This is a genomic window from Pseudomonas sp. Tri1 (assembly GCF_017968885.1).
Taxonomy (GTDB): Bacteria; Pseudomonadota; Gammaproteobacteria; order Pseudomonadales; family Pseudomonadaceae; genus Aquipseudomonas.
This window is the reverse complement of sequence record NZ_CP072913.1, coordinates 1324807-1348605: the sequence shown is the minus strand read 5'-3', so window position 1 is coordinate 1348605 and position 23799 is coordinate 1324807. Positions and strand designations below refer to the sequence as shown.

The following is a 23799-nucleotide window of genomic DNA, read 5'->3' as shown; positions in this document are numbered from 1 at the left end:
CTTAATCCCAGGCCGAAACCGGTGTGGGTGCGACAGGCTTGAGATCCACTTCCGGCAGGACCACCCATACCCCGGCCGGCAAGACCGGGCCCCATTCGGCCAGCGTCGGATTGAGCAGCCAGAGCGCCTCTTCGGTGGCATCGTCACAACGCTCCAACTCGCGGTACAGCAACAGATTCACCGAATCACCGGCGATGCTTCGAACCCTACGCATTGGCGAACTCCGTTAATTCAATCACCCAGCCGACCACCATCGCGGTGCCGTCATCAATGATCTCGGTCTGGGTTTCCGTCACTTTGTTGATCTGCCACAAGCCCCAGTTGCGACCAATGCCATCAACCAACGGCACCGGAACGCGTTGCGCCTGCAATGCCCGCAGTTCATCGAGGCGGTCCATGGCAATCGAGTACATCGACTTGCCTGTGATCGTCAGCCCTTGCAGGCCCTGGCCGACCTGACTGGACTTGGGTTTGCTGGTGAGGATGTCGATGCTCTTCCAGCCGCCGTCCGAGGTGCGTACCAGGGAGTGATAGGCGAAGTTTCTGGACAGGCCGAAAATGAAACTGCCCAGTGCCATTTGTTGACGCATCACGTACCTCCGTCGGTCAGGGCCGCGTCACTGCGCATGGCGAGTGTGTTGGGCATGGTCGTTAAGCCGAATTGGCCCGAGAGCTGTTGCACCACCAGGTTGGCCAACTGACTGGCGCTGGCCTGGTCCTGGCCGTTGATGTAGATGTTTGCGGTCATGGTGTTCTGTGCCGTGGAGGTCTGGGCATCGGTCAGCGCTTTGGCGGCCTGGTCCGGAGGGGGAAGCCTGTCGGCGGGCGTGGCGAGTTGGTCACCCAGCCAGGAGCCCGACTCCCTACCAATCCAGCTGCCTGCCAGTCCGCCGACGACCGCGCCGAGCGCTCCGCCAATGGCAGTGCCGATGACGGGGGCGAAAAAGGTACCGATAGTGGCGCCCGCGGTGGCCCCAGCCGAAGCCCCCGCCCAACCTCCGCCAGCGGTTCCGAGGCCAGCGCCGATCATCCGAGCGTCGCCGCTCATCGCGCCTTCGACCACCTCGGGGGCGGCACTCAGCGCGAACGCCCCGGGCATAAAGCGGGTGACCGAGCGCAGCGAAGCACTCACGCCGCCCAGGGAACTGCTGGCACTCACCCCAGCCCCAACGCTCGCGGTCCCCAATACACGCTTGGCCGCTTGGTTGCTCAGCTCATCCGTGACCGCCTTGAGCAACGCACTCACCAACGGTTTGATCGCTGCGGCAACCAGCACAATTGCAGCGGTGGCTTTAGGTGAGGACTCAGCCAATTCACTCATGCCATCGGCCAGCGAACCCAACGCCTGAAGCGAGCTATCCGCCACGGGCGCCAGGGCATCGCCCGTGGCAACCGACAGACGATCAGCACGTGCGCCCAAGACATTCCACTGGCCTTGCTGGGTATTCGACAGCGCCAACGCGTCCTGCCTTACCGAACCCTTATTCCCCAACTGCGACGTGGCATATTGGGCCGGGTCTTTCACTTGTCCGAAGGCTTCATTCACATCGGCAAGTTTCTGCGCCATGCGCAGCACCGCTTCATCCCCACTGCCAAACAGCGAAGAAGCAAGGGCCGAGCGCTTTTCAGCCGGCTGCGCGTTCAAGGCCGCAAGCACCGTCATCACCGTGCCAGACGTCGTGTCCTTGTCACGCAAGCCGCTCGCCACCGCGTTCGGCTCCAGGCCCAGTTGCTTCCAGGCCGCTTGCTCGGTGGCAGAGGCCTGATCCCCCTTGCCCAGGGCAGTCGTGAAGTTATCAAGCGCCACGCCGGCTTCAGCCTGTTGCGTGCCGGTATTGAGCAATGCCGCCGTCAACGCTGCCGCTTGCGCGGGAGCCAGGCCCGCCGTCGTCGCAGCCGCACCGTCACGCTGCAAGACGGCGCCGATGTCTCCCGGTTTCGCTCCACCGGGGATCTTGCTCAACTGGTTGATGGCATCCGCCAGGTCAAAGGCTTGAGCGCCGCTGAGCTTCATGGAGGTGCGCCAGCCGACCATCATCTCGGCGACTTCCATGGCCGATTTTCTGAACGCCGATGCAGTGACGCCAACATCACTGGCAAAGTGCAACAGTTCGAACTGTCGGTCCGATGCATTGGGCAGATCGCGACCGATGCCAGCACTGGCTGCCAGGCTTTCGATTCTCACCAGGTCAACCGCTTTGGTCCCACCGGCCGCCACCAGCGGTGCGCGGGCGATCTGCTGAGTCGGCTCAGCCATCTCTGCAATCTGACGAGGGGTAAACTGGGTGGCCAGCTTCAGATCGGCCAGGGCCGAATCCATCGCTATCGCCGGTTTGAGCAGCGCCGGTGGTTCGATACCGCCACTGAGCTTGCCCTTGGGCTCATTGGCCGACTCACTCTTGGCGCTGGCGCCCATCGTTTGGGAGAACAATCGTTGTGCCGACAGCTTCACGGTCAGCGACTCGATCGCCGTGGTCAGCAGCCCGAGCTTGAGCCCGAGCGTTTCCAGCGCCAGATCGAGGCTCGACAGCTGATCCCTGGCGAACGCGCCTTGTGCCGACACGCCACTGGTGAGGTTGGTATTACCGAACGCCAACCCACTCTCATTGAAGGCTGCGTATTTGAGCGAATATCTATCGTCCGCCATCCCGCTCTACTCCTGTTTCACGCCAAGGCGAGTGATCGCGATGTCGTAACGGCGCAAGGCCTTGCCGGCGTCCCACTCCAGAATCTCCGCCTCACTTACCGGGTAAATGAGCGGCACCACATCGAGGATTACTTCGATGTCGCGCTCCGAAAGTAGTCCGCCGGTTTGTTTAAAAAATCGTCGATGCGCACCTGAAGTTGCGTCCAGTCGGGCACGCTCAGCAGGTCCAGATCGGGAATCATCAGGCCGGTGCAATGGGCGGTGATGAACTCGGCGCGCTCCTTGGCCGTCTTCAGTTTCTTCATCGCCTTGGTCGCACGCAGCACCGGCATTTCCAACGTCAGCGACGTCAGGCTGCGGCCCGCCACGTTCAGCGGCTGCAGCAGTTGCACCTGGTCGGGGTCGGCCTGTGGGTCATCCAAAAAGTAGGACGCCGGGCGCGTGGACATGTCGTGCACGTACTGGGCAATGCTGACGTAGTCCGGACGCTTGAGCTGATCCAGCTCCTTGGTCGACAGGCCGGTGGCCAGTTTGGCCAGTTCGAAAAACTGCTCGTCTTCATCATCGCCGGCACGGGCCAGGGCGTCTTTCTGCGCCGCGTAGAACAAGGGTTTGAGTGGGAGCTGCTCGATCTGCGACTCGTCGTCAGCGGTGATCGGCGACAGCAGGACGTGAACAGGAGGCGTCCAGGGCATGAAGTGAATTCCTTGGTGGGTACTGGGAAGGTGTGTGCAATGCCGGTAAATCGAGCCGCGCCACCTGTGGGAGCGAGCTTGCTCGCGATGGCGGTGAGTCAGACAACATCGATGCTGACTGAGCCCACGCTATCGCGAGCAAGCTCGCTCCCACAGGGTTTTGTTCAGCCGGCTGGCTGGTGTTTAAGGCAACAACACCGCACGACGCGCATCACCGAGGATGTCGACGCCGTTGAGCACGAACTTCTGGGTGCGCACGTCGATGTCGATCACCGGGACGCCGTTTTCCAGACGGTTGTAGGTGCGGCAGGACAGCTCAAGGTTGGTCTTGGGCTTCTCGGTCATTTTCAGCGGGGTTTCCTCGAGGGATTTCAACTTGCCACCGACCGTGTGGTAGGTGAACCAGGTGTTGCCATCCTGATCCTGGCCAGCTTCACGCACGTTCAGCAGAATGTCGTCGCCCACGCTCACGCCTAGCGCCAGCATGATTTCCGGGCCGAGGCCTTGCAGCGTCAGCTTGGCCGTCAGCACCTTGCCGCCCTTGGCCATTTCTTCGCCAATGAAACGGCCGCCACGCATCTCTTCCATCTCGAATTCGATCTTCGGCGGAGTGAAATCTTCCACCGTCGCCGACAACGGCAGGCCTTGCAGGGTGGCCGCGATGGCCTGTCTTACGCGGTTGGTAAACATTAGAGAACGTCCTCCAGGAACTGCTCGATGATTTCATCGCGGGCATTGAGTTGATAAATCATGTGTTCGTTCGGCGCATAGCGGCCGTAGTCGATGACCACGTACCAGGTGCCGTTCTTGTACTTCTCGACGCTGTTCAATTCCGGGTGCAGGTACACACTGCCGCCGGGGATGGTTTCGTCGGCAACCAGGGTTTGCAGCCAGTCGTTGATGCGCTTGACCTCCTGGTCCATGAACGACTTGGTCAGGTTCTTGGCCATGGCTTTCTGGCCGGCCTTCACCAGCTTGCGGCTGATGGCATCTTCCAGGCCGACGTAGCTGATGAACTTGCCGGTGATGGAGCGGTTACCCAACAGCGAGAAGCCGCCGAGGATGGTGCGGGCGTAGTAGCTGACGCCGTAGCGGTTGAGCAGATCGCCCTCGGTGGACGTGTCGAGGATGTTGTATTCGACGGTGCGCGAAACATCTTCGGCATAGGTGACCTGGTTACCCGGGCTCTCCCACTGCTTGACCTTGGCCAGCGCGGCGATGGCCAGGCTCGACGGCGCCAGGAAGACGTTTTTCTTCGCCGCTTTCGAGTAGACCGCCGGCATGTTGTGCACCACCAGGCAACGGTCGAAACCCAGGTCCGCGCCGCCCAGCTCCTGGCTATAAGTCACTTGATCAGCGACCGAGGCATCCTTGCCGTCGAGCACCACACGCGCCTTGATGCGCTTGCCGAACGAGGCAAACTCGCTGGCCACCGCCTTGGTGCCGGTGAAGCCCGGCGCGCCGATGATGGTCAGGTCTTCGGCAACGCCACTCAACGCCGCCAGGCCCAGTTTGCGACCGGTCTGCGCCTCGATGCCGCCGATCACATTGTTCTGCGTGTCGGCCAGCGTCGCGCCTTCCTCGACAATGACCACGTAGACCGGCACCTTGACCACTTTGAGGATCTGGTAGACCGCCTGGAACAGCGTGCCCGCCTCGGCACCGGTCGGGTCCAACTGGGCCTGGGTGGTGAAGCTGTTGATGCGGAACGGGGTGTTTTTCGGAATCAGCGGGTTGGCGTTCGGCGCAGTGCCGACCAGCCCGATGACGTTGTCACCCAGGCCACCCATGGCCTCGGGAGATTCAGTGGCATTGACGGTAATGCCGTTGTGCTCGAAGTTCAAAACCTCAGCCATGGTTATTCAGCCTTTTTGGTTGTGGCCTTTTTGGCCGGGGTAGATGCAGAAGCCGCTTCGGCGACCTCGGTTTTTTTCAGTTCCAGACGACCAGCGCTGCGCAAGGCATTGGCCTCGACGTCGAGCAGGTCGAGTTCCTGGCCGACGCTCGACCAGTGCCCGCCGCCGGAGGGGAATGGGAGGAGTACGGTGTAGGTTTGGCGTGGTGCCATTTGTGTTTCTCCAGATATGAAAAAACCCCTTGAGGAAGGGGCTGTCGGGTTTTGGATGGGTAAGAAAACGCCCCGTCGGTGCGGGGCGTTTATTGGATTTGATCGGCGATCCAAGAAGGTGCGATGGGCCGAAATTCATCGCTGGGGAAAGTCGCTGTTTGCGGCCAATCCCGAAGCGCCTGACGGTAGGCAAGCAGTTCCGGGAATTGCTTCACCGTCAGCGTAGGCGCCACGCCTAAATCCTGTTCGTCACGGTGACGTGTAACCAACCATTCGGTGGCACCCAACTCAAAATTGCGCCATACCCGTTCGACCTCGGCTTGCTCGGTAGAGGTCTGCAGCGAGGGTGGGGAAAACTCCCCGTCGATGATGGCCCAACCTGGTCGCACATCGGATGGACAGACTTGCCACAATAAGTCCGGGTGGAAACGTTCAGAGGGGTCGAGGTCGGTAGTTTCAACCACCGACCCGTTTTCAATTCTTGCCCACAACATACAACTCTCCTCAATAGGTGATGAACACACAACCATCGGCACCGGCCTGAGATCGAGTCCCGATTCTGCCGCCCCCTCCCATACCGGGCTGCGTCAGCGTGGTAGTGTCAACGGCGGCAAAAATGCTCTCTCCGCCCCCTCCAGCACCGCCAATCGCGCCATTAGACGCCGCATTACGCACCGGTGGATTCCCGGCACCTAGCGTACCGTTGAAGTCGCCGCCAGAGCCGTAGCCAGCGCCAGCACCGCCAATCACCAGCCCACCTGCGCCGCCTGTTGCCGAGCAATACGTACCGAAGGAAGAAGAACCACCTGGATTGCCTACCGTGTTGGCAGCGGTCACGTAGGCGCCTCCCGCCCCCACGGTCACCGTGACTGTTGAGCCGGGCGTGACAGAGACGAGTCGCTTGCTGATCCCACCTGAGCCGCCACCACCCGCACCGGTGTCCAGTGTCCCGAAGGCGCCGCTTCCACCGCCACCACGAACCTCAGCGAAAACCTTCCAGACATTTGCTGGCACCGTCCACTGAAAGGTGCCAGCGGTTTTGTAATAGACCTTGCCGCGATAAGGCAGATGGACACTTTGCGCGATTTCATTCCAAACCGGCGGTTCCCCGGCGGTAACCTTGTGACCGACATATACCCTCGTCGGGCCGGTTGCATTGAGGTTGATAATTGCCAGAAATGTCTTATAGCTGGACGTGAGATAACCACCGCCGACAAGCACCGTCATGGAGGTACCGCCAACACCGCTGGTTTCTGGCGGGCCACCAATAGATGCCTCGGGATGCCCCAGCGTGAACGCCCGATAGAGCCCGGGCTTGATCTCAGCCGAAAAATCGGTAATCAGGGGGATTCTCGCTGCATCCGGGCCAAGTCCGTATGTGTCCAGAACAGTCCGAACCCGTTCAACCGAAGTCACATGCTCCCAGGGCGTCCAAGCACCGGCAGAATTGCGTGTACGCATGCAACCGACCGGGACGGTGTTACTCACCAGGGAGTCCCACCATTGGGTCGCCATATTGGAGCTGCCACGCTCCATATGGAAAATCGTCCCGTTTGGGATGACCGCCGAGGTTCCATCCATCATCGGTTTAGTACCCGTAGAGGTACTGGAAATCATATAAACGCCGGTTAGCACGATGTCGTCGATGCTACCCGTATAGTTGAATCCGGAAGAACCCAGGCCAAACTGGGCCATGATTCCGCGCACGGCAGCAGACGTAGCAATCCTGGTACTGTTGTCAGTTCCCAATACCGTTGGGGCCGTTGGCGCACCCGAAAAAGCCGGCGAATTGAGGGGCGCAAACCCCTGAGTCACGTTCTGAAAAGTCAGCGCCGTGGTACCCAGCACAATCACACCATCGGTAATCAACTGCCAGATCGTATTGGCAAGCGTCGTCCCTTCCTCCACCGAGACAATCAATCCCGAGGTAACCTCGGCACTCGCATCGGCATCCTTCGCACGAACCCATGCGCTGTTTGCAGCGACATAGATGCCGTTGTCTTTCGCCAAGGTCTGGGATTTAACAAGCACCCGATCTCCAGCGATCACGGCAACACCATCGATCGTCTGCGCACCACTCAAGACAATATTGGCCGTCGTCGCCACCCGCACAGATTGCTTTCTGTCGAGCTTGGCCAGCTCATCAGCGACGTAGCTGGCAACCCAGGCCCGCGTCGCCTTGACCACCGTGTCGTCAATCAGCAACGTCACCAACTCAGCATTGCTGGTCTCGAAAATCGAGCGGATATAAAACTCTTTGCCCGAACCGGAAGTCGCCAACACCGGCTTGAAAGACTCCGGATATTTGACAATCGCATACAGGATCCCGGTATCGGTCCAGATACCGGCCTCACGCACATACCAGCCGCCCACGTCGGACGGGATGGTGACCTCAGCCAGCAACCAGCTCGGGTTTTGCTCATCCTGGAACAGCGCATTGAGCGACCCGCGCCAGACTTCACGTTTAAGCGCCGTGGCGGTTGCGGCTGGGTTGTAGACCGTGCCACCGCCGTCGCCGACGGAAATCTGCGACAGCTTGATCGGTGTGCCCGCCGCCTTGCAGGCGGTTTCGTAGGCGATCCCCGCATCGGTGAGCAGGGTGTAGTAGTCGGCCATTTAGGACCCCTGTGGATAAATAGTGGAGGTTTCGACGGTGTAGAGCGCGGCGGCCATGAAGGCCTGGCCCGAGGCTTCCAGCCCTTGGATGACGATCGGATAAACCGTGGTCAGCTCACCGCACAGCGTGGCGGCGCCGATAACGTGACGGCCGAAGGCACTCAAGCCAACGGAAACCATCAGGGTGTCGCGCTCGCTTTTGGCGTCGGCCAAGCGGCGGTCGAGACGGGCGTCGATGGTTTCGCTGTAGGGTTGTTCGGTAAACGCCCTGACAGAAAAACTGTAGGGCGGGCCGGCTGGCGTTTGCTCATACCAGGCCCGCACTTCAGGCATCAGTTGCAAACCCTTGGCAGCGTTTTCCAGCGCTTTTCGCGTTCCAGCTTGCCGTGCGGTGGGCCAGGCGAGTTCAACCGTCAGGCGCTTTTCAGCCTCGGGTGCTGTCGTGCTCCACTCGCTGACTCCGCGATCCGCCGCCAGATACGGCAGAAACGCGAAAGGCGTGGCCGCCGGGTTCATCAACTCAGGAAACGGCGGATCGATACGCTCGAGCAACCGGGCGAACCCCAGATCGAGCGCCCTTTCCAGCGCCGAGCTGTTGGCCGGCAACAGGCTTGGGCGAGGTGTGTCGTCACTCATAACGTATCCACCTCGACCTCGACGCCCGTACAGTACGGGGCTTGGAAAGCCGTCGTCACAATCGGTGCAAGCGGTTCGAGAATCTGCAGCTGAACCGCGCCCGCGCTGTGCAGCGTGTAGTCGATCCAGCTCGGGTCCACCCGACCTTCCAGGCGATGACAGGCCTCGGCGTACGCCTGCAGTTGCTGCTCGGCAGCGACCTTGGTCAAACCCGAATCCGGACCGGCATTGATCTTCGCCACGACGCGGATTTTGTAGGGTTTGATTTGCGCGGCCTGGACGATGACCAGGTCGGTTTCCGGTCGCACATCAGGTCGAGCGAAATGCTGGCGAACGCCCTCGATCAGCGCCTCGGACGGTGTGCCATTGCCCTCTCGGGACAGCACCGTGACCGTGACTTCACCCGGGGCGGTGCGGCGTCCGTTGCCGTCCTTGATCTGCGCCGCGTATCCATCCGGGTCGAAGGTATAGGTGACCGTCACCACGCCCGCTGCGGCGTTTTCCACCTTCACGGCAGGCCGTTCGCCCAGGATGAAGATCTCCCGCCGATACTGCATGCGCGAGCCAGCCGCCGGGGCATGGGGCGCCAGGTAGTAGCGCAAGCGGGCGTCATCATCGCTCTCGTAGACCGGTGGAATGGGCGGGAACGCCGCCGGGTCGCCGGGATCGAGCAACTGCCGCTCAAGGCCCATGTCCGCGAGGCGCGCATCGAGGTTGGTGCCAGTGGCCCACCACGCCAACATCTGCTTGATGCGGGCGTTGTATTTGCGTTCGTGGGTTTGCAGCCGGACACAGAACGCCTCAAGGGCCAGGGTCAGCAATTCGCTTTCGTTTTCCAGGCTGTCCACCAGCTTGGCCGCGCTCTCGGGAGAGCGTGCGCCGACGTACTCGACCACGAAGGTCTTGAATTCGGCGAGCAGGTCCTCGAACGCTTCGACGGTGACGATGGCCGGTTCGGCCAACTGGTTCTGGCCGGGTATCAACATGCTCATGTCACCACCTCGAAAGTCTGTTTGCGGTTTTTCCAGGTGCCGGCGAAGCGCAACAACAAGCCGGCGCCGTGTCGGCTGGCGACAATGACCTGCGGCTCGAAATCACCGATACCGTTTTCCTGGTTGTAAAAGGCCTGGGCCGCGTGGTTCTGGGCAAGAATCAGCAAGTCGTCGCCGAGGTTCTGCCCCAGCAACTGCGTGAGTGCGCAGCCATATAACGGGCGCTTCTGGCGAGTGCCCAACGGCGTGGTCAAGGCACGGGTGGCGCGCTGCACGAACTGCAGCCAGTCGTCGACCGTGGCGCCGGTGTTTCTATCGATTCCGATCATGGGAAGGCCTTTATGCGGTACTGATGACGCGTCCTTGGTGATCCACCACCGGGCCGCTCAAATGCACACCGGAAGCGTCGAGCCGCAGGCCGACGGCGCCCAGGTGCAATTCAATGGCCTCGGGCGTCATCGCCAATCTCGACGGGCCAATGCTCAATTCGAGGGATTCACGGGAACCGGTGAATGTCGCTGGGCCGTTTTGCCAATGCAGGACATGACTGGCATGGTCGTAGCCGTTTTCCGTACCGTCCTGATAGAGGCGACGCGTCAACGTGGCCTGGGTCGAGACAGGCGGGAACTGACCGCCGTTGAGGCCGAACAACGCCACCGCCTGCCCGCCGCTCTCGCCGCCGCCATGGTTCAGCAACAGGCACTGCTCACCCACGGACGGAATCCGCGACTCGCTCTGGGCGCCGGCACTCGGGTTGAAAAAGCGGATCGCCGGGGTCAGCAAGCCGCCATGGCTGACCTTGCAAGTGTTGCTGGCCGCATCGACTTCCTGGCAAACACCGATACGGCAGAAACTCTCCGCACGCCGATGCAAGTCCTCCAGCTCGGTTTCCATCTCGGCCAGACGCTCGATGATCGGCCCCAGATGCATCCGTAACAGCGCATCAAACATGGGTCATTCCTCGAGTGCGGTGTATTGAGCCGGGTCGTCGATGTTCGACACTTCCCAGGTACGAGCAAATTTCGGGATGCCCAGCGGGTCCTCCAGCAGCGTCGGGCCGAGGTACAGGGTTTGGGTAAATGAAAGGGTCCAGGCCGTATACGCCCGTGCTGGGTTGATGAACGTGGACGGGAGGCTATCGATCTCCGTGGGCAGATCGCATTGATCCCCCGACAGTCCCCAGCGGTTATCCACGACCAGGTGTTTCAGCTCTCCGGCCAGATCGCACGCCTCCCATCCCGCAACGGCCATGACCACCTGCAGGGAAACCGTCAGGACATGGGCGATACGCCCGTCGTTGGCGCGGTTGCCTGACGCATCACGCTCAATGGCAATCAGCACCCAGGGTTGGTCGTCGGTGCCATCGAAATCCCGGGGGCTGCCGATTTTCAAAGTGGGGTAAGTGGCGCGCAGCGTCTGGGCAATGGCGGCGAACAGCTGCGACGGTTTTTCGATAAGGACGGGCATTGATCGCCTCCTTGTGTATGGATCAACGATGGCGATTCATGGCTGGTCGGGCGGAACGTCCCGCGGTGGCACTTCGCAAACGCCAATCCGCTTGGCGACCCAGCGTTCGTAAAGACCGATCGCCACATCGGCACCGGCCATGGCGGTCAGGCAACCCAGGGCGCAAGCACTCCAGATCGACATACCGAGGGCATACAACAACATGGTTGCCGAAACCCCACAGACCACGCAGGCACCGGAGCGCAGCACCACGCGGCGCAGCAACGGCCAGCCGCGGGCGCCCTCCTTGTCAGCACGCCACATCTCGCCGGACACCCCACCCACCAGGGCGAGCACGATGACCAGCCAGATCGGCATGTCCAGCAACGCTTGTTGCTCGTTTGTCATGTCACGCCTCCTGGGGGGTGATGGATGAGGGTTTGGAAGGCAGTGCAAAAAGCCCGGCACTGAACCGAGCTTTTCAAAAAGACACTCCGTTCAGGGCAACTCCGGCCAAACAATGCTCAGTGGGAAAGCGGGTTGTTTATTGACCTGAGTGAAGGCGACGCAGTACTCCTTGAAGGCAATCAAGTAAGCCTGCTCGGCAGCGGTAGCGACGCCCAGATCGACTTTGAATTGCAATCCCGAAGACGCCACGCGGGTCACGACGCTGTCGAGCCGCCTGGCTTTCTCATTACGCATCTGCTCTGCAAGAGCAGTCTGTGGCCAAGGGAAACCGGAGTTAAACGACCAGACCCCATCAGTGTTGACCGCGATGTAGTCATAATCGACCTCCGCGCTGGAAGTGCCGGTAACGTCAATCCAAAGTTGGTCTGCTGGGAATTCCTCAGAGATCGGATTGACGGTTTCGTAGATGTTGTCGACTTTGCCGCCCACAACACGTGCGTATTTTTTCATGCTCATATCCTTATTTATTGCCGACACTCCGGCACTCTTCGATCTGCCTGCTTCAGATAGGCATTCCAAAAAGCCCGGCAATGAACCGGGCTTTTCAGTAATGCGCTCCTTCGCCTTCCTTGACCAATGGCCAGAAGGAAGTTGATCTTTCGGCGCGACTGGCGCGGTACGGATCCATTCAAATTGTTCCTCCGACCGCGGTCCCTGCCCGCCGGATAACTGCTTCTGGTGCTTTACGCTGCACACCCGGGTCAGTTGCCAACCCTCTGAACCGTTAAGGCCGGTTCATCGCTGCCTGTTGGTGGAACTAAAGAGCTTTGTTGCCAGCCGCTTTGTCGAGCGGCTTGGACACAGAATATGCATGGATGCATATACAGTCAATGCGTAAATGCATTTATTTATGCACTGCGGATGCACTGACGCATCGATAGCCAGTAAACACAGGGGGCAGAGGATTTTCAGAGGCGAAAAAAAACCCGCACGGCGGCGGGTTTTATCTGACAGGGAGGGGTTAACGGGCGTACATGCCCCACCAGAAGACGTGGCCGAGGATGACGATTTGCTCGTCCTGCATTTCCTGGAAGGTGTAGTCCTCATCCGGATGCTCGTCGCGGTTGAAGCTACGCAGGCGGATGCCAGTGGGCAGGCGGTAAAGCTGCTTCACCCGCAGTTGGCCGTTGTGGTTGATGGCATAGAGGTCGCCGTCGACGATGTCGCCGATCCCGCACTTGCCTGCGTTCACCCCGACCGTAGCCCCGTCGCGCAGCACTGGCAACATGCTGTTGCCGCGCACCGTCACGCATTTGGCCTGGTCGAACTGCACGCCGTTATGGCGCAGGCTACGCTTGCCAAAGCGCAGGCTAGAGCGCTCGCTTTCCTCGATGACGAATCTTCCTGATCCAGCAGCCAATTCAACCTCACGCAGAAAAGGAACCGACACCTCGTCTTCCTCGACGGGAGTATCGTCATCCCACAGGCTTATGTCCTTGAGTTCGGAATGCGGCTCGTCACGACGCGCATTGCCGGCAGGCACAACGTCCGCGCGCCCGCGCAACTGGTCGGTGCTCACGGCGAAGTATTCGGCAATCTTCGAGATGTGTTTATCCGAAGGATCGACGATCTTGCCGCTGAGGATCCGCGAGAGAGTGGACTGAGGCACGCCGGTACGACGGTGAAGCTCCGTGGGGGAGATCCCGTGCTGATCGAGCAATGCTCTTAATACGGTAGAAACGTTGCGTTTTTGCATAACGCGCATGATGCTTGTTCTTTTTGCAGAAGACAAATGCTGTTTTGCATAAGCGTGCATATCGACGACGAAGTGCTTCCCTCCAACATCAACGCAAGCTGAACCACCGCTATCGCGAGCAAGCTCGCTCCCACAGGGGATTTGGGGTGCATGCGATGTCTGTGAACACCTCGGTAAAACTGTGGGAGCGGGCTTGCTCGCGAAGACGGCGGTACATTCAACGCCGATGCAAGCTGTAAGCAGCACTCTCGCTGGCTGCGTAGGGCGACCAACTTTTGTGAGCGCTTCGCGCTCAAGCGGGAGCAAGCTCCCTCGCCACGGATTCAATTCAACGCTCAAGTGAACGGTGTTGCGACCAAGCGTCATGTCTTCCGAGACTTGGGAAATTTCCCCTACAACCTCGTGAGAAACGGCCCAACCCTGCGTCCTTCAAATGTGCGACACGAGGCTACGTCGCCTTGCGCCTCTGCCTACAACTACGCCAGAATCCGCCGGCTTGTCCACCTTGGATCCCATCGGTACTTTTGATCCTGTCACTGCCCATCAGTGATCGGGTTTAGTAGCCCGGCATTCCAAGACGAACATTGCTCTATTCAGCCAGGTATTTCTTACCTACGCTCAATGGTAGCTGTGCGCAGGGCGCCCTCGGGCGCGCCGGTTTCTTGGATCCCCGGTCTACTAACCTGCGTACAGCTGCCGCCCATCTCGTTTAGTAGCGGATCGGTAGTGGCTCCAACTTAAGGATCCAAGACTATGACCAAACCAACTCCGAATCCCCCTGAAAAAGACCATACATCCCGCAGCCAATCGGCCAACGCCAAGAAACTCGACGACGCGGCCACTCGTGCCCTGGACTATTACCTCAAACCCAAAGCCGACAAAGAAACTGGCTACACACCCGACACCCTTTTCGTCATCGCCCCTAACATCGACGCCGAATGCCTGCTCGCCAACCTCAGCGAAACCCTGGCCTCGGCCAACGCCATGGTCAGTGATCTGGCGTTCGATATGGAGGGCTCGCGACGGCATATCGCGCTAGGGGTCCAGCAAATGATCGAGCTGAGCCAGTTGCTGGCGAATCGAGCATTGGATGTGGTTGAGGTGAGGTAAGCATTCATGATGCAAGCCGAGACCTAAGAGAAGCCCGAGTAATCACTGTGTGCGAGCTTGCTCGCGATAGCGGGAGTCCAGTGACAACTAAGTTGTATTGGCTGCCGTCATCGCGAGCAAGCTCGCTCCCACAATTGGATCGGCGTACAGCCAGAGAACCAGGCCGGCTGTCAGACCGCCTTCGCGAGCAGGCTCGCTCCCACAGAGGAAACGCGAACCCACCAAGAGCCAGGTCGGCTGTCAGGCCGCCTTCGCGAGCAGGCTCGCTCCCACAGGAGAAACGCGAACCCACCAAGAACCAGGTCGGCTATCAGGCCGCCTCGCGGTGGACGTTGATCTCGGCGCCCCATTAACCACGCTGGCTGAACGAAGGTATTGCGCAGTGGGCAACCCGGCATGGATGCCGGGTTAGCCGCGCTGGGCCATGGATGGCCCTTCGCGGCGGCCCACGGAGCAATGCCTTCGTTCAGGCATGCCGAGCCTAAGCGAGGCACCGAGTGGTGGGGCAGAAGCGTTTTGGTTACTTTTGCGCGTCTCAAAAGTGACCCGCTGTAAGAGCGGAACCGTCAGCAGCCGTTACCGCAGCAACGGATATACACCCAATCCCAAAACACTCATCCCTGGGTCCCCCCCGACCACCCATGTTAACCTTGCGCCCATCGCGGAAAAGCCGGGCCAATGCCCCTCCTTTTGCCCCACACCTTTCAACGAGCTTCCCTGACACCCATGAATACAGCCGTGAACGACCTGTCCTCCCACACGCCCATGATGCAGCAATACTGGCGCCTGAAGAACCAGCACCCCGATCAGCTGATGTTCTACCGCATGGGCGACTTCTACGAGATCTTCTACGAGGATGCGAAGAAGGCCGCCAAGCTGTTGGACATCACCCTGACGGCGCGTGGGCAATCGGCAGGCATGGCAATTCCGATGTGTGGGATTCCTTACCACGCGGCGGAAGGTTACCTGGCGAAGCTGGTCAAACTCGGCGAATCGGTGGTGATTTGCGAACAAGTCGGCGACCCGGCCACCAGCAAAGGGCCAGTGGAACGCCAAGTCGTCCGGATCATCACCCCGGGCACGGTCAGTGACGAAGCCTTGCTGGATGAACGCCGGGACAACCTGATCGCCGCAGTCCTGGGCGATGAGCGCCTGTTCGGCCTGGCGGTGCTGGACATCACTAGCGGCAATTTCTCGGTGCTGGAAATCAAGGGCTGGGAAAACCTGCTGGCGGAACTGGAGCGAGTCAACCCGGTAGAGCTGTTGATCCCGGATGACTGGCCCAAAGACCTGCCGGCAGAAAAACGCCGTGGCGTGCGGCGTCGGGCGCCGTGGGATTTTGAGCGCGACTCGGCGCTGAAAAGTCTCTGCCAACAGTTTTCCACCCAGGACCTCAAGGGCTTTGGCTGCGAAAACCTGACCCTGGCCATCGGCGCCGCCGGTTGCCTGCTGGCCTACGCCAAGGAAACCCAGCGCACCGCCCTGCCCCACTTGCGCAGCCTGCGCCACGAACGCCTGGATGACACGGTGGTGCTGGATGGTGCGAGCCGTCGCAACCTGGAACTGGACACCAACCTGGCCGGCGGCCGCGACAATACCCTGCAGTCGGTGGTCGATCGCTGCCAGACTGCCATGGGCAGCCGCCTGCTCACCCGCTGGCTGAACCGTCCGCTGCGGGACCTGACGGTACTGCTGGCACGTCAGTCCTCCATTACCTGCTTGCTGGATCGCTATCGCTTCGAGCAGTTGCAACCACAGCTCAAGGAAATCGGTGACATCGAGCGGATCCTCGCCCGTATCGGCCTGCGCAACGCCCGTCCCCGCGACCTGGCGCGCCTGCGCGATGCCCTCGGTGCCCTGCCCGAGCTGCAAGTGGCAATGACCGACCTCGAAGCACCGCACCTGCAGCAACTGGCGCGCACCACCAGCACCTACCCGGAGCTGGCTGCGCTGCTGGAAAAAGCCATTATCGATAACCCACCGGCAGTGATCCGTGACGGTGGCGTGCTGAAAACCGGCTACGACGCCGAACTCGACGAGTTGCAATCGCTGAGCGAGAACGCCGGCCAGTTCCTGATCGACCTCGAAGCCCGGGAAAAAGCCCGCACCGGCCTGGCCAACCTCAAGGTCGGCTACAACCGCATCCACGGTTATTTCATCGAGTTGCCGAGCAAGCAGGCCGAACAGGCCCCGGCCGACTACGTTCGTCGCCAGACCCTCAAGGGTGCCGAGCGCTTCATCACCCCGGAGCTCAAGGCGTTCGAAGACAAGGCGCTGTCAGCCAAGAGCCGCGCCCTGGCCCGGGAAAAGATGCTCTATGAAGCACTGCTTGAGGATCTGATCAGCCAACTGCCGCCGTTGCAGGACACCGCCGGCGCCCTGGCGGAACTGGACGTGCTGAGCAACCTGGCCGAGCGTGCGCTGAACCTGGACCTCAACTGCCCACGCTTCGTCAGCGAGCCGTGCATGCGCATCAGCCAGGGTCGTCACCCGGTCGTCGAGCAGGTATTGACCACGCCGTTCGTGGCCAACGACCTGAGCCTGGACGACAACACCCGCATGCTGGTGATCACCGGTCCGAACATGGGCGGTAAATCCACCTACATGCGCCAGACTGCCTTGATCGTACTGCTGGCCCATATCGGCAGCTTCGTACCGGCGGCGAGCTGCGAATTGTCCCTGGTGGACCGGATCTTCACCCGGATCGGCTCCAGCGATGACCTGGCCGGTGGGCGCTCGACCTTCATGGTGGAGATGAGCGAAACCGCGAACATCCTGCACAACGCCACCGAACGCAGCCTGGTGCTGATGGACGAAGTCGGACGCGGTACCAGCACCTTCGACGGCCTGTCCCTGGCCTGGGCGGCGGCCGAACGGCTGGCGCACTTGCGAGCCTACACACTGTTCGCCACCCATTACTTCGAGCTGACGGTTCTGCCGGAAAGCCAGCCGCTGGTCGCCAACGTGCATCTCAACGCCACCGAGCACAACGAACGCATCGTATTCCTGCACCATGTGCTGCCCGGCCCGGCCAGCCAGAGCTACGGCCTGGCGGTGGCGCAGCTGGCCGGCGTGCCGAGCGAAGTGATCAGCCGAGCCCGCGAGCATCTGAGCCGCCTGGAAACCACCAGCCTGCCCCACGAAGCGCCGCGCCCGACCAAGGGCAAACCGAGCGCCCCGCAGCAAAGCGACCTGTTCGCCAGCCTGCCGCATCCGGTGCTCGATGAACTGGCCAAGCTCGATCTGGACGACCTGACTCCACGTCGGGCGCTGGATTTACTCTATACATTGAAGACACGGATCTAACGCACAGGCTTTCAAGCTGTTAGAATCTCGCGCGGTTTGGGATGCTGCGGGCTATTAGCCTGGTTCGCAGACTATCCTCCCGAACCTGGCGACCCCACCGTGAAGGGGCTCCGCTGCCGCCGCCTGAGGAGAGAATTAGAAATGACCTTCGTCGTCACCGACAACTGCATCAAGTGCAAGTACACCGACTGCGTAGAAGTCTGTCCGGTGGACTGCTTTTACGAAGGCCCGAACTTCCTGGTCATTCACCCGGACGAGTGCATCGACTGCGCCCTGTGTGAACCGGAATGCCCGGCAAATGCCATTTTCTCGGAGGACGAAGTGCCGGCCGGCATGGAGAACTTCATCGAGCTGAACGCCGAGCTGGCGGACATCTGGCCGAACATCACCGAGAGGAAAGATGCCCTGCCGGACGCCGCAGAGTGGGATGGCAAGCCTGGCAAGATCGCAGACCTCGAACGCTGATCGTTCCTGCGCTCATCGAAAAGGCCCCTTGCGGGCCTTTTTGCTTTTCCGGATAAGAAATCGCGGGCAAAAAAAAGGGGCGGTTTGACCCGCCCACATTTTTTCCCTAATCCCTTTGATCCTTTTCATCGTCCTGATGAATCGCGTCCTGCGATGTCCTTCCTTCCCCATCGTCCTTGACGGGTGTGTCTGTCCGTCGACACAGGACTGATATTAGTATTTTCCCAGGCGAGTGCAACGCGGCTGATACAGGTGGCTTGTTCTGTCACGCTACGTTCATCAACAAATTTCCTTTATAAATCATATAAGTACAAAAATATCACGGCTCTTATAGCTGTCTGTCCCGCCATTGGGAAACCGATCGCTTACGCAACACTAGGCAAAGGCTTACAAGCTGAATCTCAAATAGAGCAAAACTGGAAAGCAGCCACCGCAGAAACGAAAAAGCCCCGAACCAGTCGGGGCTTTTCCTGCTGCGCTTACGTTCGAGTTACTGAAACAGCGACTCGCTCGACAAGCCATTTTTCTCCAGGATCTCCCGGAGACGCTTGAGACCTTCAACCTGGATCTGCCTGACCCGCTCACGGGTCAAACCAATCTCCAAGCCTACATCTTCAAGGGTACTGCTTTCATGACCGCGCAAGCCGAAGCGGCGAATGACCACTTCCCGTTGCTTGTCCGTGAGTTCCGAAAGCCACTGGTCGATGCTCTGGGACAAGTCATCGTCCTGGAGCAGCTCGCACGGGTCGGTGGGGCGATCATCGGTCAGGGTGTCCAGCAGGGTCTTGTCCGAATCCGGCCCCAGCGAGACGTCTACCGAAGAGACCCGCTCGTTGAGCCCAAGCATGCGCTTGACCTCACCTACCGGTTTTTCCAGCAGGTTGGCGATTTCTTCGGGTGAAGGTTCATGGTCGAGTTTTTGGGTCAACTCACGGGCGGCCCGCAGGTAGACGTTCAGCTCCTTGACCACATGAATCGGCAACCGGATGGTCCGGGTCTGATTCATGATCGCCCGTTCGATGGTCTGCCGGATCCACCAGGTGGCGTAGGTTGAAAAACGGAAGCCTCGCTCGGGGTCGAATTTCTCGACCGCGCGAATCAAGCCCAGGTTGCCCTCTTCGATCAGATCCAGCAGCGAAAGCCCGCGATTGACGTAGCGTCGGGCGATTTTCACCACCAGGCGCAGGTTACTTTCAATCATGCGTTTTCGACCGGCCGGGTCGCCACTTTGCGAAAGACGCGCAAAATGAACTTCTTCCTCGGGGGAGAGCAACGGCGAGAAACCGATTTCGTTAAGGTATAGCTGAGTGGCGTCGAGCGCCCGGGTGTAATCGATGTACTTATGTTGTTTAAGTGAAGCGGAGTGTTTGGATTTGGCACGAACGGAAGGTGGAGTCGCCCCTTCATCATTCGACATCGAATCCATAGCGATGCCGGTCTCCATAAGGAGAACCTCATCGTCGATGTCAAACTCCGGCACTTCTTTACTGAGAGCCATTGTTATAGTCCTTTGGTGAGTTCGACCTCAAGCTCAAGCGACGCCTTTATCCTTGGCAACGCTGGAGCCTGTTCCCTCTACGTGACGGAACAGGCTGACAATCAAATCAACGACGTGGCAGGAATTGCAGCGGATCTACAGGCTTACCTTGTCGGCGAATCTCAAAGTGCAGTTTCACCCGGTCCGTTCCCGTTGATCCCATTTCGGCAATTGTCTGTCCGACCTTGACCTGCTGCCCCTCCCGAACCAACAGCCTGCGGTTGTGACCGTAGGCACTGACGTAGGTATCGCTGTGTTTGATGATCACGAGTTCGCCGTAGCCCCTCAAACCACTCCCGGCGTACACAACCGTGCCATCAGACGCGGCTAAAACAGGCTGTCCCAAATCCCCGGCGATATCAATTCCTTTATTCAAACTACCGTTTGAAGAGAATTTTCCAATGAGAACGCCATTAGAAGGCCATCCCCAGCCTGTCGGGGCGGGACCCGCTGGAGGCATCGGAGCAGGGGTCGGTTTGCTCGCGACGGACGGTACTGTCGCCGTTGCAGCCCCCGCCGGCCGGCGAATGACTGTGGTTTTACTCGACGACGACGCCGACGAATCCGACTGCGTGACGACGGCGGTGGGTGTTGAACCACTACGGCCATCGAAGCGAATTGTCTGACCTGGATGAATCGTATAAGGCGCAGGAATGTTGTTGCGCGCCGCGAGGGCCTTGTAGTCCCAGCCGTAGCGAAAAGCGATGGAAAACAGCGTATCGCCGCGACGGACTACATACTGACCGGTCGTTACTGTAGGACGTTGCGGCGCCGCATTGTTATTGCGATCGACTACCCGGACATTACCCGACGGTGTACTGGAACAACCGACCAGCAAGGTGCTCAAGACAAGGCCAGTCACCAGGCGCTGAAAGCTCGTGATACCCATACGCTGCGCAATGACTGTGAGACTCACCCGCCGCTCCCTTTGTGGTGGCTGAAAAATTGGAAACTGCCTGTCCAGGCAGAGGTATTACACATATAGCTGGCCATGACCGCGCCTCTATCCAGTACGCGCGAAAGGCTGCCGCACACGTTTGCTCGACACCGTTGAGCGCTGTTTAACAAATCAATGCTTAACCCATCGGTGCCGCTGTAAGACACAACCCATGCCACGGAATTCAGCGTCTGTTTATAAATGCTCAGGCCAACGGCCCGTTGAGCAATGGCACAAACCGCACGGCTCCGAGAACGTGTCGTGAAAACCCGTGTTCTTCCCGCACGATCAACATCAACTGCTGGACCTCGCCTGCGCCCACCGGAATCACCAGTCGCCCACCGGGGGCGAGCTGATCCAGCAAGGCCTGGGGTACATCGGTGGCCACGGCAGTCACAATGATGCCGTTATAAGGTGCCAAGGCCGGCCAGCCTTCCCACCCATCGCCCCAGCGAAACACCACGTTGCGCAGGTTCAGTTCGACCAGACGCTCCTTGGCGCGGTCTTGCAGCACCTTGATTCGTTCTACCGAGAACACCCGCTCCACCAGTTGCGACAACACCGCCGTCTGGTAACCCGACCCCGTGCCGATCTCCATGACCTTGTCCAGCGGCCCCGCCTCCAGTAGCAACTCACTCATGCGAGCCACCATATAAGGCTGGGAAATGGTCTGGTTGTGGCCGATCGGCAAGGCAGTGTCTTCATAGGCGCGATGAGCCAGGGCTTCATCGACGAACAAATGCCGTGGTGTGCGGCGAATCACCTCCAACACCTGGGCGTTGGACAGGCCTTCTTCATAAAGCCGCTGGATCAGGCGCTCGCGGGTGCGTTGGGAGGTCATGCCAATCCCGCGGCGCAGCATATCGTCTTGCTCACGAGCCATCAGCGCAGCCCCTCCAGCCAGCCATCGAGGTTTCGAAAGGCATCGTTGAAGGTGCGATCGAGCTGCAAAGGCGTGATCGAGACATAACCTTGCATCACCGCATGGAAATCAGTGCCCGGCCCACCATCCTCGGCATCCCCGGCGGCGGCGATCCAATAACCGGCCTTGCCCCGCGGATCGACCACGTGCATGGGCTTGGCGGCGCGAGCGCGATGGCCCAGGCGCGTCAGTTGGATGCCACGGATATGATCGAGTGGCAGGTTCGGGATATTTACGTTCAGCACCGTACGCGGTGGCAGCTCCAGCTCGCCATGGGCTTGCACCAATTTACGGGCGAAGTAGGCGGCGGTAGGCAAGTTATCGACCTGGCGCGAAACAAACGAAAAGGCAAACGACGGTTGTGCCAGGAAGCGGCCTTCCAGGGCGGCGGCGACCGTACCGGAATACAGCACGTCATCCCCCAGGTTGGCGCCCAGGTTGATGCCCGACACCACCATGTCCGGCGCACGCTCCAGCAACCCGTTGATACCCAGGTGCACGCAATCGGTCGGTGTGCCGTTGAGGCTGATGAAACCGTTATCCAGATAGCAGGGGTGCAAAGGACGGTCGAGCGTCAGCGAGCTGCTGGCGCCGCTTTTGTCCTGGTCCGGGGCGATGACTACGCACTCGGCAAAATCCGCCAGCGCAGCATAAAGCGCGGCAAGACCGGGTGCAGTCACCCCGTCGTCGTTAGAAATCAGAATACGCATGGGCTGTCCGTCTGCCCCACCGGCACCAGATCGACGAGTTCGCGCACCAAGACAGTGGCGAAACATCCGGCCGGCAGGACGAATTCCAGTTGCAGAATGTCAGGCTCGGGATAATGCCACGACAGCCCGCCAATGGGCAGTCGCAGGATGCGACGTTCGTGACTCATTCCCGCGTTTATCAACCAGTCGCGCAAATCGGCTTCACCCTCGGCAACGGCCTGTTCCAGCTCAAAAGTCGCGCCGGCGGCAGGTGAAGGCCCCTCTCCCCACTGCGGCCCGGTCGGGTGCAAGTCGAGAATCGCCAGGCGCGGATCGCTGCATTCAGCCTCGCCGGCCGGGAAAAAGCTGCGGCTGTCGGTGAAGGCCAGCAAGTCACCCACCTGCGCCTGCAGCCAGGTACCGTCGGCCACTCGCGCCGCCAGCACCCGGTTGAACAGAAAACTGCGGGCCGTTGACAGCAAGCGCGAGCGCACGTTGCGCTGTTCCGGCAAGGCCTTGCGCACCGCCCAGGCCCGGGCATCGACGACGTTGCCGCCGTCATGCCCGAACCGCTGGGCGCCGAAATAGTTGGGGATACCCTGGCGAGCAATCTGTTGCAACCGCGCATCGATAGCTGCGGTGTCGCCCTTGAACTGGGTCAGGCGCAGGGTGAAGCCATTGGCCGAATGCGCGCCGCGCTGCAGTTTGCGTCTGTGGCGTCCGGTCTTGAGGATCTTCAGTGTGTCGTTCTCTGCCGCCGACAGGTCCGGGTCGGCCTTGCCTGGCAATTGGACGCTGAACCATTGGCGGGTAAGGGCCTGGCGGTCCTTGAGCCCGGCGTAGCTGACAGTGCGCAATGGCACGCCAGCGGCCTTGGCGATTCGTCGAGCGGCCTCTTCGGTGTTCAAGCCGCGTTTTTCAACCCAGATCCACAAGTGCTCGCCATCGCCGGTCAACGGGATATCCAGCACTTCATCGACCTGGAAATCCTCAGCGGTGGCCTTGAGTACCGCACTACCCAGCGGTTCACCGTAGGCGCGCGGGCCCAATAGTTCCAATTCAGTCATGGGCGCAGCAACAAGGCGACGGAGTGGACGGCAATGCCTTCTTCGCGACCGACGAAACCCAGTTTCTCGGTGGTGGTGGCTTTCACGTTCACTTGGTCCAACTCAACTTGAAGATCCTCGGCAATCAGCTGGCGCATCGCTTCGATGTGGGGGGCCATTTTGGGCGCCTGGGCCACGATGGTGTTATCGACGTTGCCCACCTTCCAGCCCTTGGCGTGGATCAGCGAGACAACATGCCGCAACAGAGCGCGGCTGTCAGCGCCCTTGAATTGCGGGTCGGTATCGGGAAAGTGCTTGCCGATGTCACCCAGGGCAGCCGCGCCGAGCAAGGCATCGCTCAAGGCGTGCAGCAGGACATCACCGTCAGAATGCGCGAGCAGCCCGAAGCCGTGTGCGATACGCACGCCGCCCAGAGTTATAAAGTCGCCTTCAGCGAAACGGTGAACATCGTAGCCGTGGCCAATACGCATAAAAAAACGCCCCGATTTTAGTCAGGGCGTGA

Annotated in this window: 26 protein-coding genes; 3 read left to right on the top strand and 23 right to left on the bottom strand. The window is 60.2% G+C overall.

Annotation, left to right across the window (positions count from 1 at the left end):
• Position 1: 1 nt before the first annotated feature.
• The 17 genes from J9870_RS05905 to J9870_RS05825 all read right to left on the bottom strand — a co-directional run bounded on the left by J9870_RS05905 (position 2) and on the right by J9870_RS05825 (position 13264).
• Complete coding sequence (locus J9870_RS05905; RefSeq protein ID WP_210643083.1) at positions 2 to 214, bottom strand: tail protein X; 213 nt, start codon at positions 212 to 214, stop codon at positions 2 to 4.
• On the bottom strand, positions 207 to 590 hold the full coding sequence (locus tag J9870_RS05900; protein WP_210643082.1) for a phage tail protein: 384 nt from the start codon (positions 588 to 590) through the stop codon (positions 207 to 209). The genes J9870_RS05905 and J9870_RS05900 overlap by 8 nt, the downstream gene beginning before the upstream one ends.
• Positions 590 to 2647 (bottom strand): phage tail tape measure protein, encoded by a 2058-nt coding sequence (locus tag J9870_RS05895; protein WP_210643081.1) that lies wholly within the window; start codon positions 2645 to 2647, stop codon positions 590 to 592. The genes J9870_RS05900 and J9870_RS05895 overlap by 1 nt, the downstream gene beginning before the upstream one ends.
• Before the next feature lie 128 nt (positions 2648 to 2775).
• On the bottom strand, positions 2776 to 3342 hold the full coding sequence (locus tag J9870_RS05890; RefSeq protein ID WP_210643080.1) for a phage tail assembly protein: 567 nt from the start codon (positions 3340 to 3342) through the stop codon (positions 2776 to 2778).
• 183 nt (positions 3343 to 3525) lie between these two features.
• Positions 3526 to 4032, bottom strand: a complete 507-nt coding sequence (locus tag J9870_RS05885) for a phage major tail tube protein (RefSeq protein ID WP_135843954.1) — start codon at positions 4030 to 4032, stop codon at positions 3526 to 3528.
• Positions 4032 to 5198 carry a phage tail protein gene (locus J9870_RS05880; protein WP_072387869.1) on the bottom strand — a complete coding sequence of 389 codons (1167 nt, stop codon included), beginning with the start codon at positions 5196 to 5198 and terminating at the stop codon, positions 4032 to 4034. Before J9870_RS05880 ends, J9870_RS05885 begins: the two co-directional genes overlap by 1 nt.
• 2 nt (positions 5199 to 5200) lie before the next feature.
• Positions 5201 to 5410 carry a hypothetical protein gene (locus J9870_RS05875; RefSeq protein ID WP_210643079.1) on the bottom strand — a complete coding sequence of 70 codons (210 nt, stop codon included), beginning with the start codon at positions 5408 to 5410 and terminating at the stop codon, positions 5201 to 5203.
• Between the two features lie 89 nt (positions 5411 to 5499).
• Positions 5500 to 5904, bottom strand: a complete 405-nt coding sequence (locus tag J9870_RS05870) for a phage tail assembly chaperone (RefSeq protein ID WP_246883081.1) — start codon at positions 5902 to 5904, stop codon at positions 5500 to 5502.
• 10 nt (positions 5905 to 5914) lie between these two features.
• Positions 5915 to 8026: a phage tail protein gene (locus J9870_RS29410; protein ID WP_246883080.1), complete on the bottom strand. Its 2112-nt coding sequence runs from the start codon at positions 8024 to 8026 to the stop codon at positions 5915 to 5917.
• The gene (locus J9870_RS05860) at positions 8027 to 8662 is read right to left on the bottom strand and encodes a phage tail protein I (protein WP_210643077.1); all 636 of its coding nucleotides are present in this window, start codon (positions 8660 to 8662) and stop codon (positions 8027 to 8029) included.
• Positions 8659 to 9654: a baseplate J/gp47 family protein gene (locus J9870_RS05855; RefSeq protein WP_210643076.1), complete on the bottom strand. Its 996-nt coding sequence runs from the start codon at positions 9652 to 9654 to the stop codon at positions 8659 to 8661. Before J9870_RS05855 ends, J9870_RS05860 begins: the two co-directional genes overlap by 4 nt.
• A complete protein-coding gene (locus J9870_RS05850) occupies positions 9651 to 9983 on the bottom strand; it encodes a phage baseplate protein (RefSeq protein ID WP_210643075.1) in 333 nt (110 codons plus the stop codon). Before J9870_RS05850 ends, J9870_RS05855 begins: the two co-directional genes overlap by 4 nt.
• Before the next feature lie 10 nt (positions 9984 to 9993).
• Positions 9994 to 10605, bottom strand: a complete 612-nt coding sequence (locus J9870_RS05845) for a phage baseplate assembly protein V (protein ID WP_210643074.1) — start codon at positions 10603 to 10605, stop codon at positions 9994 to 9996.
• 3 nt (positions 10606 to 10608) lie between these two features.
• Positions 10609 to 11121, bottom strand: a complete 513-nt coding sequence (locus J9870_RS05840) for a hypothetical protein (RefSeq protein ID WP_210643073.1) — start codon at positions 11119 to 11121, stop codon at positions 10609 to 10611.
• A 36-nt stretch (positions 11122 to 11157) separates the two neighbouring features.
• Positions 11158 to 11508 carry a phage holin family protein gene (locus J9870_RS05835; protein ID WP_123342521.1) on the bottom strand — a complete coding sequence of 117 codons (351 nt, stop codon included), beginning with the start codon at positions 11506 to 11508 and terminating at the stop codon, positions 11158 to 11160.
• Positions 11509 to 11598: 90 nt separating this feature from the next.
• Complete coding sequence (locus J9870_RS05830; protein WP_210643072.1) at positions 11599 to 12018, bottom strand: tail fiber assembly protein; 420 nt, start codon at positions 12016 to 12018, stop codon at positions 11599 to 11601.
• A 511-nt stretch (positions 12019 to 12529) separates the two neighbouring features.
• Entirely contained in the window at positions 12530 to 13264 is a 735-nt protein-coding gene (locus tag J9870_RS05825; RefSeq protein WP_210645117.1) for an XRE family transcriptional regulator, read from the bottom strand.
• 753 nt (positions 13265 to 14017) lie between these two features.
• Between J9870_RS05825 and J9870_RS05820 the strand changes: the two genes are divergently transcribed.
• The 3 genes from J9870_RS05820 (at position 14018) to fdxA (ending at position 18145) form a co-directional block, all read left to right on the top strand.
• A complete protein-coding gene (locus tag J9870_RS05820; protein WP_210643071.1) occupies positions 14018 to 14374 on the top strand; it encodes a DUF6124 family protein in 357 nt (118 codons plus the stop codon).
• 738 nt (positions 14375 to 15112) lie between these two features.
• A complete protein-coding gene (gene mutS / locus J9870_RS05815) occupies positions 15113 to 17680 on the top strand; it encodes a DNA mismatch repair protein MutS (protein ID WP_210643070.1) in 2568 nt (855 codons plus the stop codon).
• Between the two features lie 141 nt (positions 17681 to 17821).
• Entirely contained in the window at positions 17822 to 18145 is a 324-nt protein-coding gene (gene fdxA, locus J9870_RS05810) for a ferredoxin FdxA (RefSeq protein WP_210643069.1), read from the top strand.
• A gap of 490 nt (positions 18146 to 18635) precedes the next feature.
• Here the strand turns inward: fdxA and rpoS are convergent, their stop codons facing one another.
• The 6 genes from rpoS to ispF all read right to left on the bottom strand — a co-directional run bounded on the left by rpoS (position 18636) and on the right by ispF (position 23767).
• Positions 18636 to 19643: an RNA polymerase sigma factor RpoS gene (gene rpoS, locus J9870_RS05805; RefSeq protein WP_003198289.1), complete on the bottom strand. Its 1008-nt coding sequence runs from the start codon at positions 19641 to 19643 to the stop codon at positions 18636 to 18638.
• A 106-nt stretch (positions 19644 to 19749) separates the two neighbouring features.
• On the bottom strand, positions 19750 to 20598 hold the full coding sequence (locus J9870_RS05800; RefSeq protein WP_210643068.1) for a peptidoglycan DD-metalloendopeptidase family protein: 849 nt from the start codon (positions 20596 to 20598) through the stop codon (positions 19750 to 19752).
• 226 nt (positions 20599 to 20824) lie between these two features.
• Positions 20825 to 21460 carry a protein-L-isoaspartate(D-aspartate) O-methyltransferase gene (locus tag J9870_RS05795; RefSeq protein ID WP_170862085.1) on the bottom strand — a complete coding sequence of 212 codons (636 nt, stop codon included), beginning with the start codon at positions 21458 to 21460 and terminating at the stop codon, positions 20825 to 20827.
• A gap of 41 nt (positions 21461 to 21501) precedes the next feature.
• Positions 21502 to 22251: a 5'/3'-nucleotidase SurE gene (gene surE / locus J9870_RS05790; RefSeq protein WP_210643067.1), complete on the bottom strand. Its 750-nt coding sequence runs from the start codon at positions 22249 to 22251 to the stop codon at positions 21502 to 21504.
• Positions 22239 to 23297 (bottom strand): tRNA pseudouridine(13) synthase TruD, encoded by a 1059-nt coding sequence (truD, locus tag J9870_RS05785; protein WP_210643066.1) that lies wholly within the window; start codon positions 23295 to 23297, stop codon positions 22239 to 22241. Before truD ends, surE begins: the two co-directional genes overlap by 13 nt.
• On the bottom strand, positions 23294 to 23767 hold the full coding sequence (gene ispF, locus J9870_RS05780) for a 2-C-methyl-D-erythritol 2,4-cyclodiphosphate synthase (protein ID WP_063322748.1): 474 nt from the start codon (positions 23765 to 23767) through the stop codon (positions 23294 to 23296). The genes truD and ispF overlap by 4 nt, the downstream gene beginning before the upstream one ends.
• Positions 23768 to 23799 lie beyond the last annotated feature (32 nt).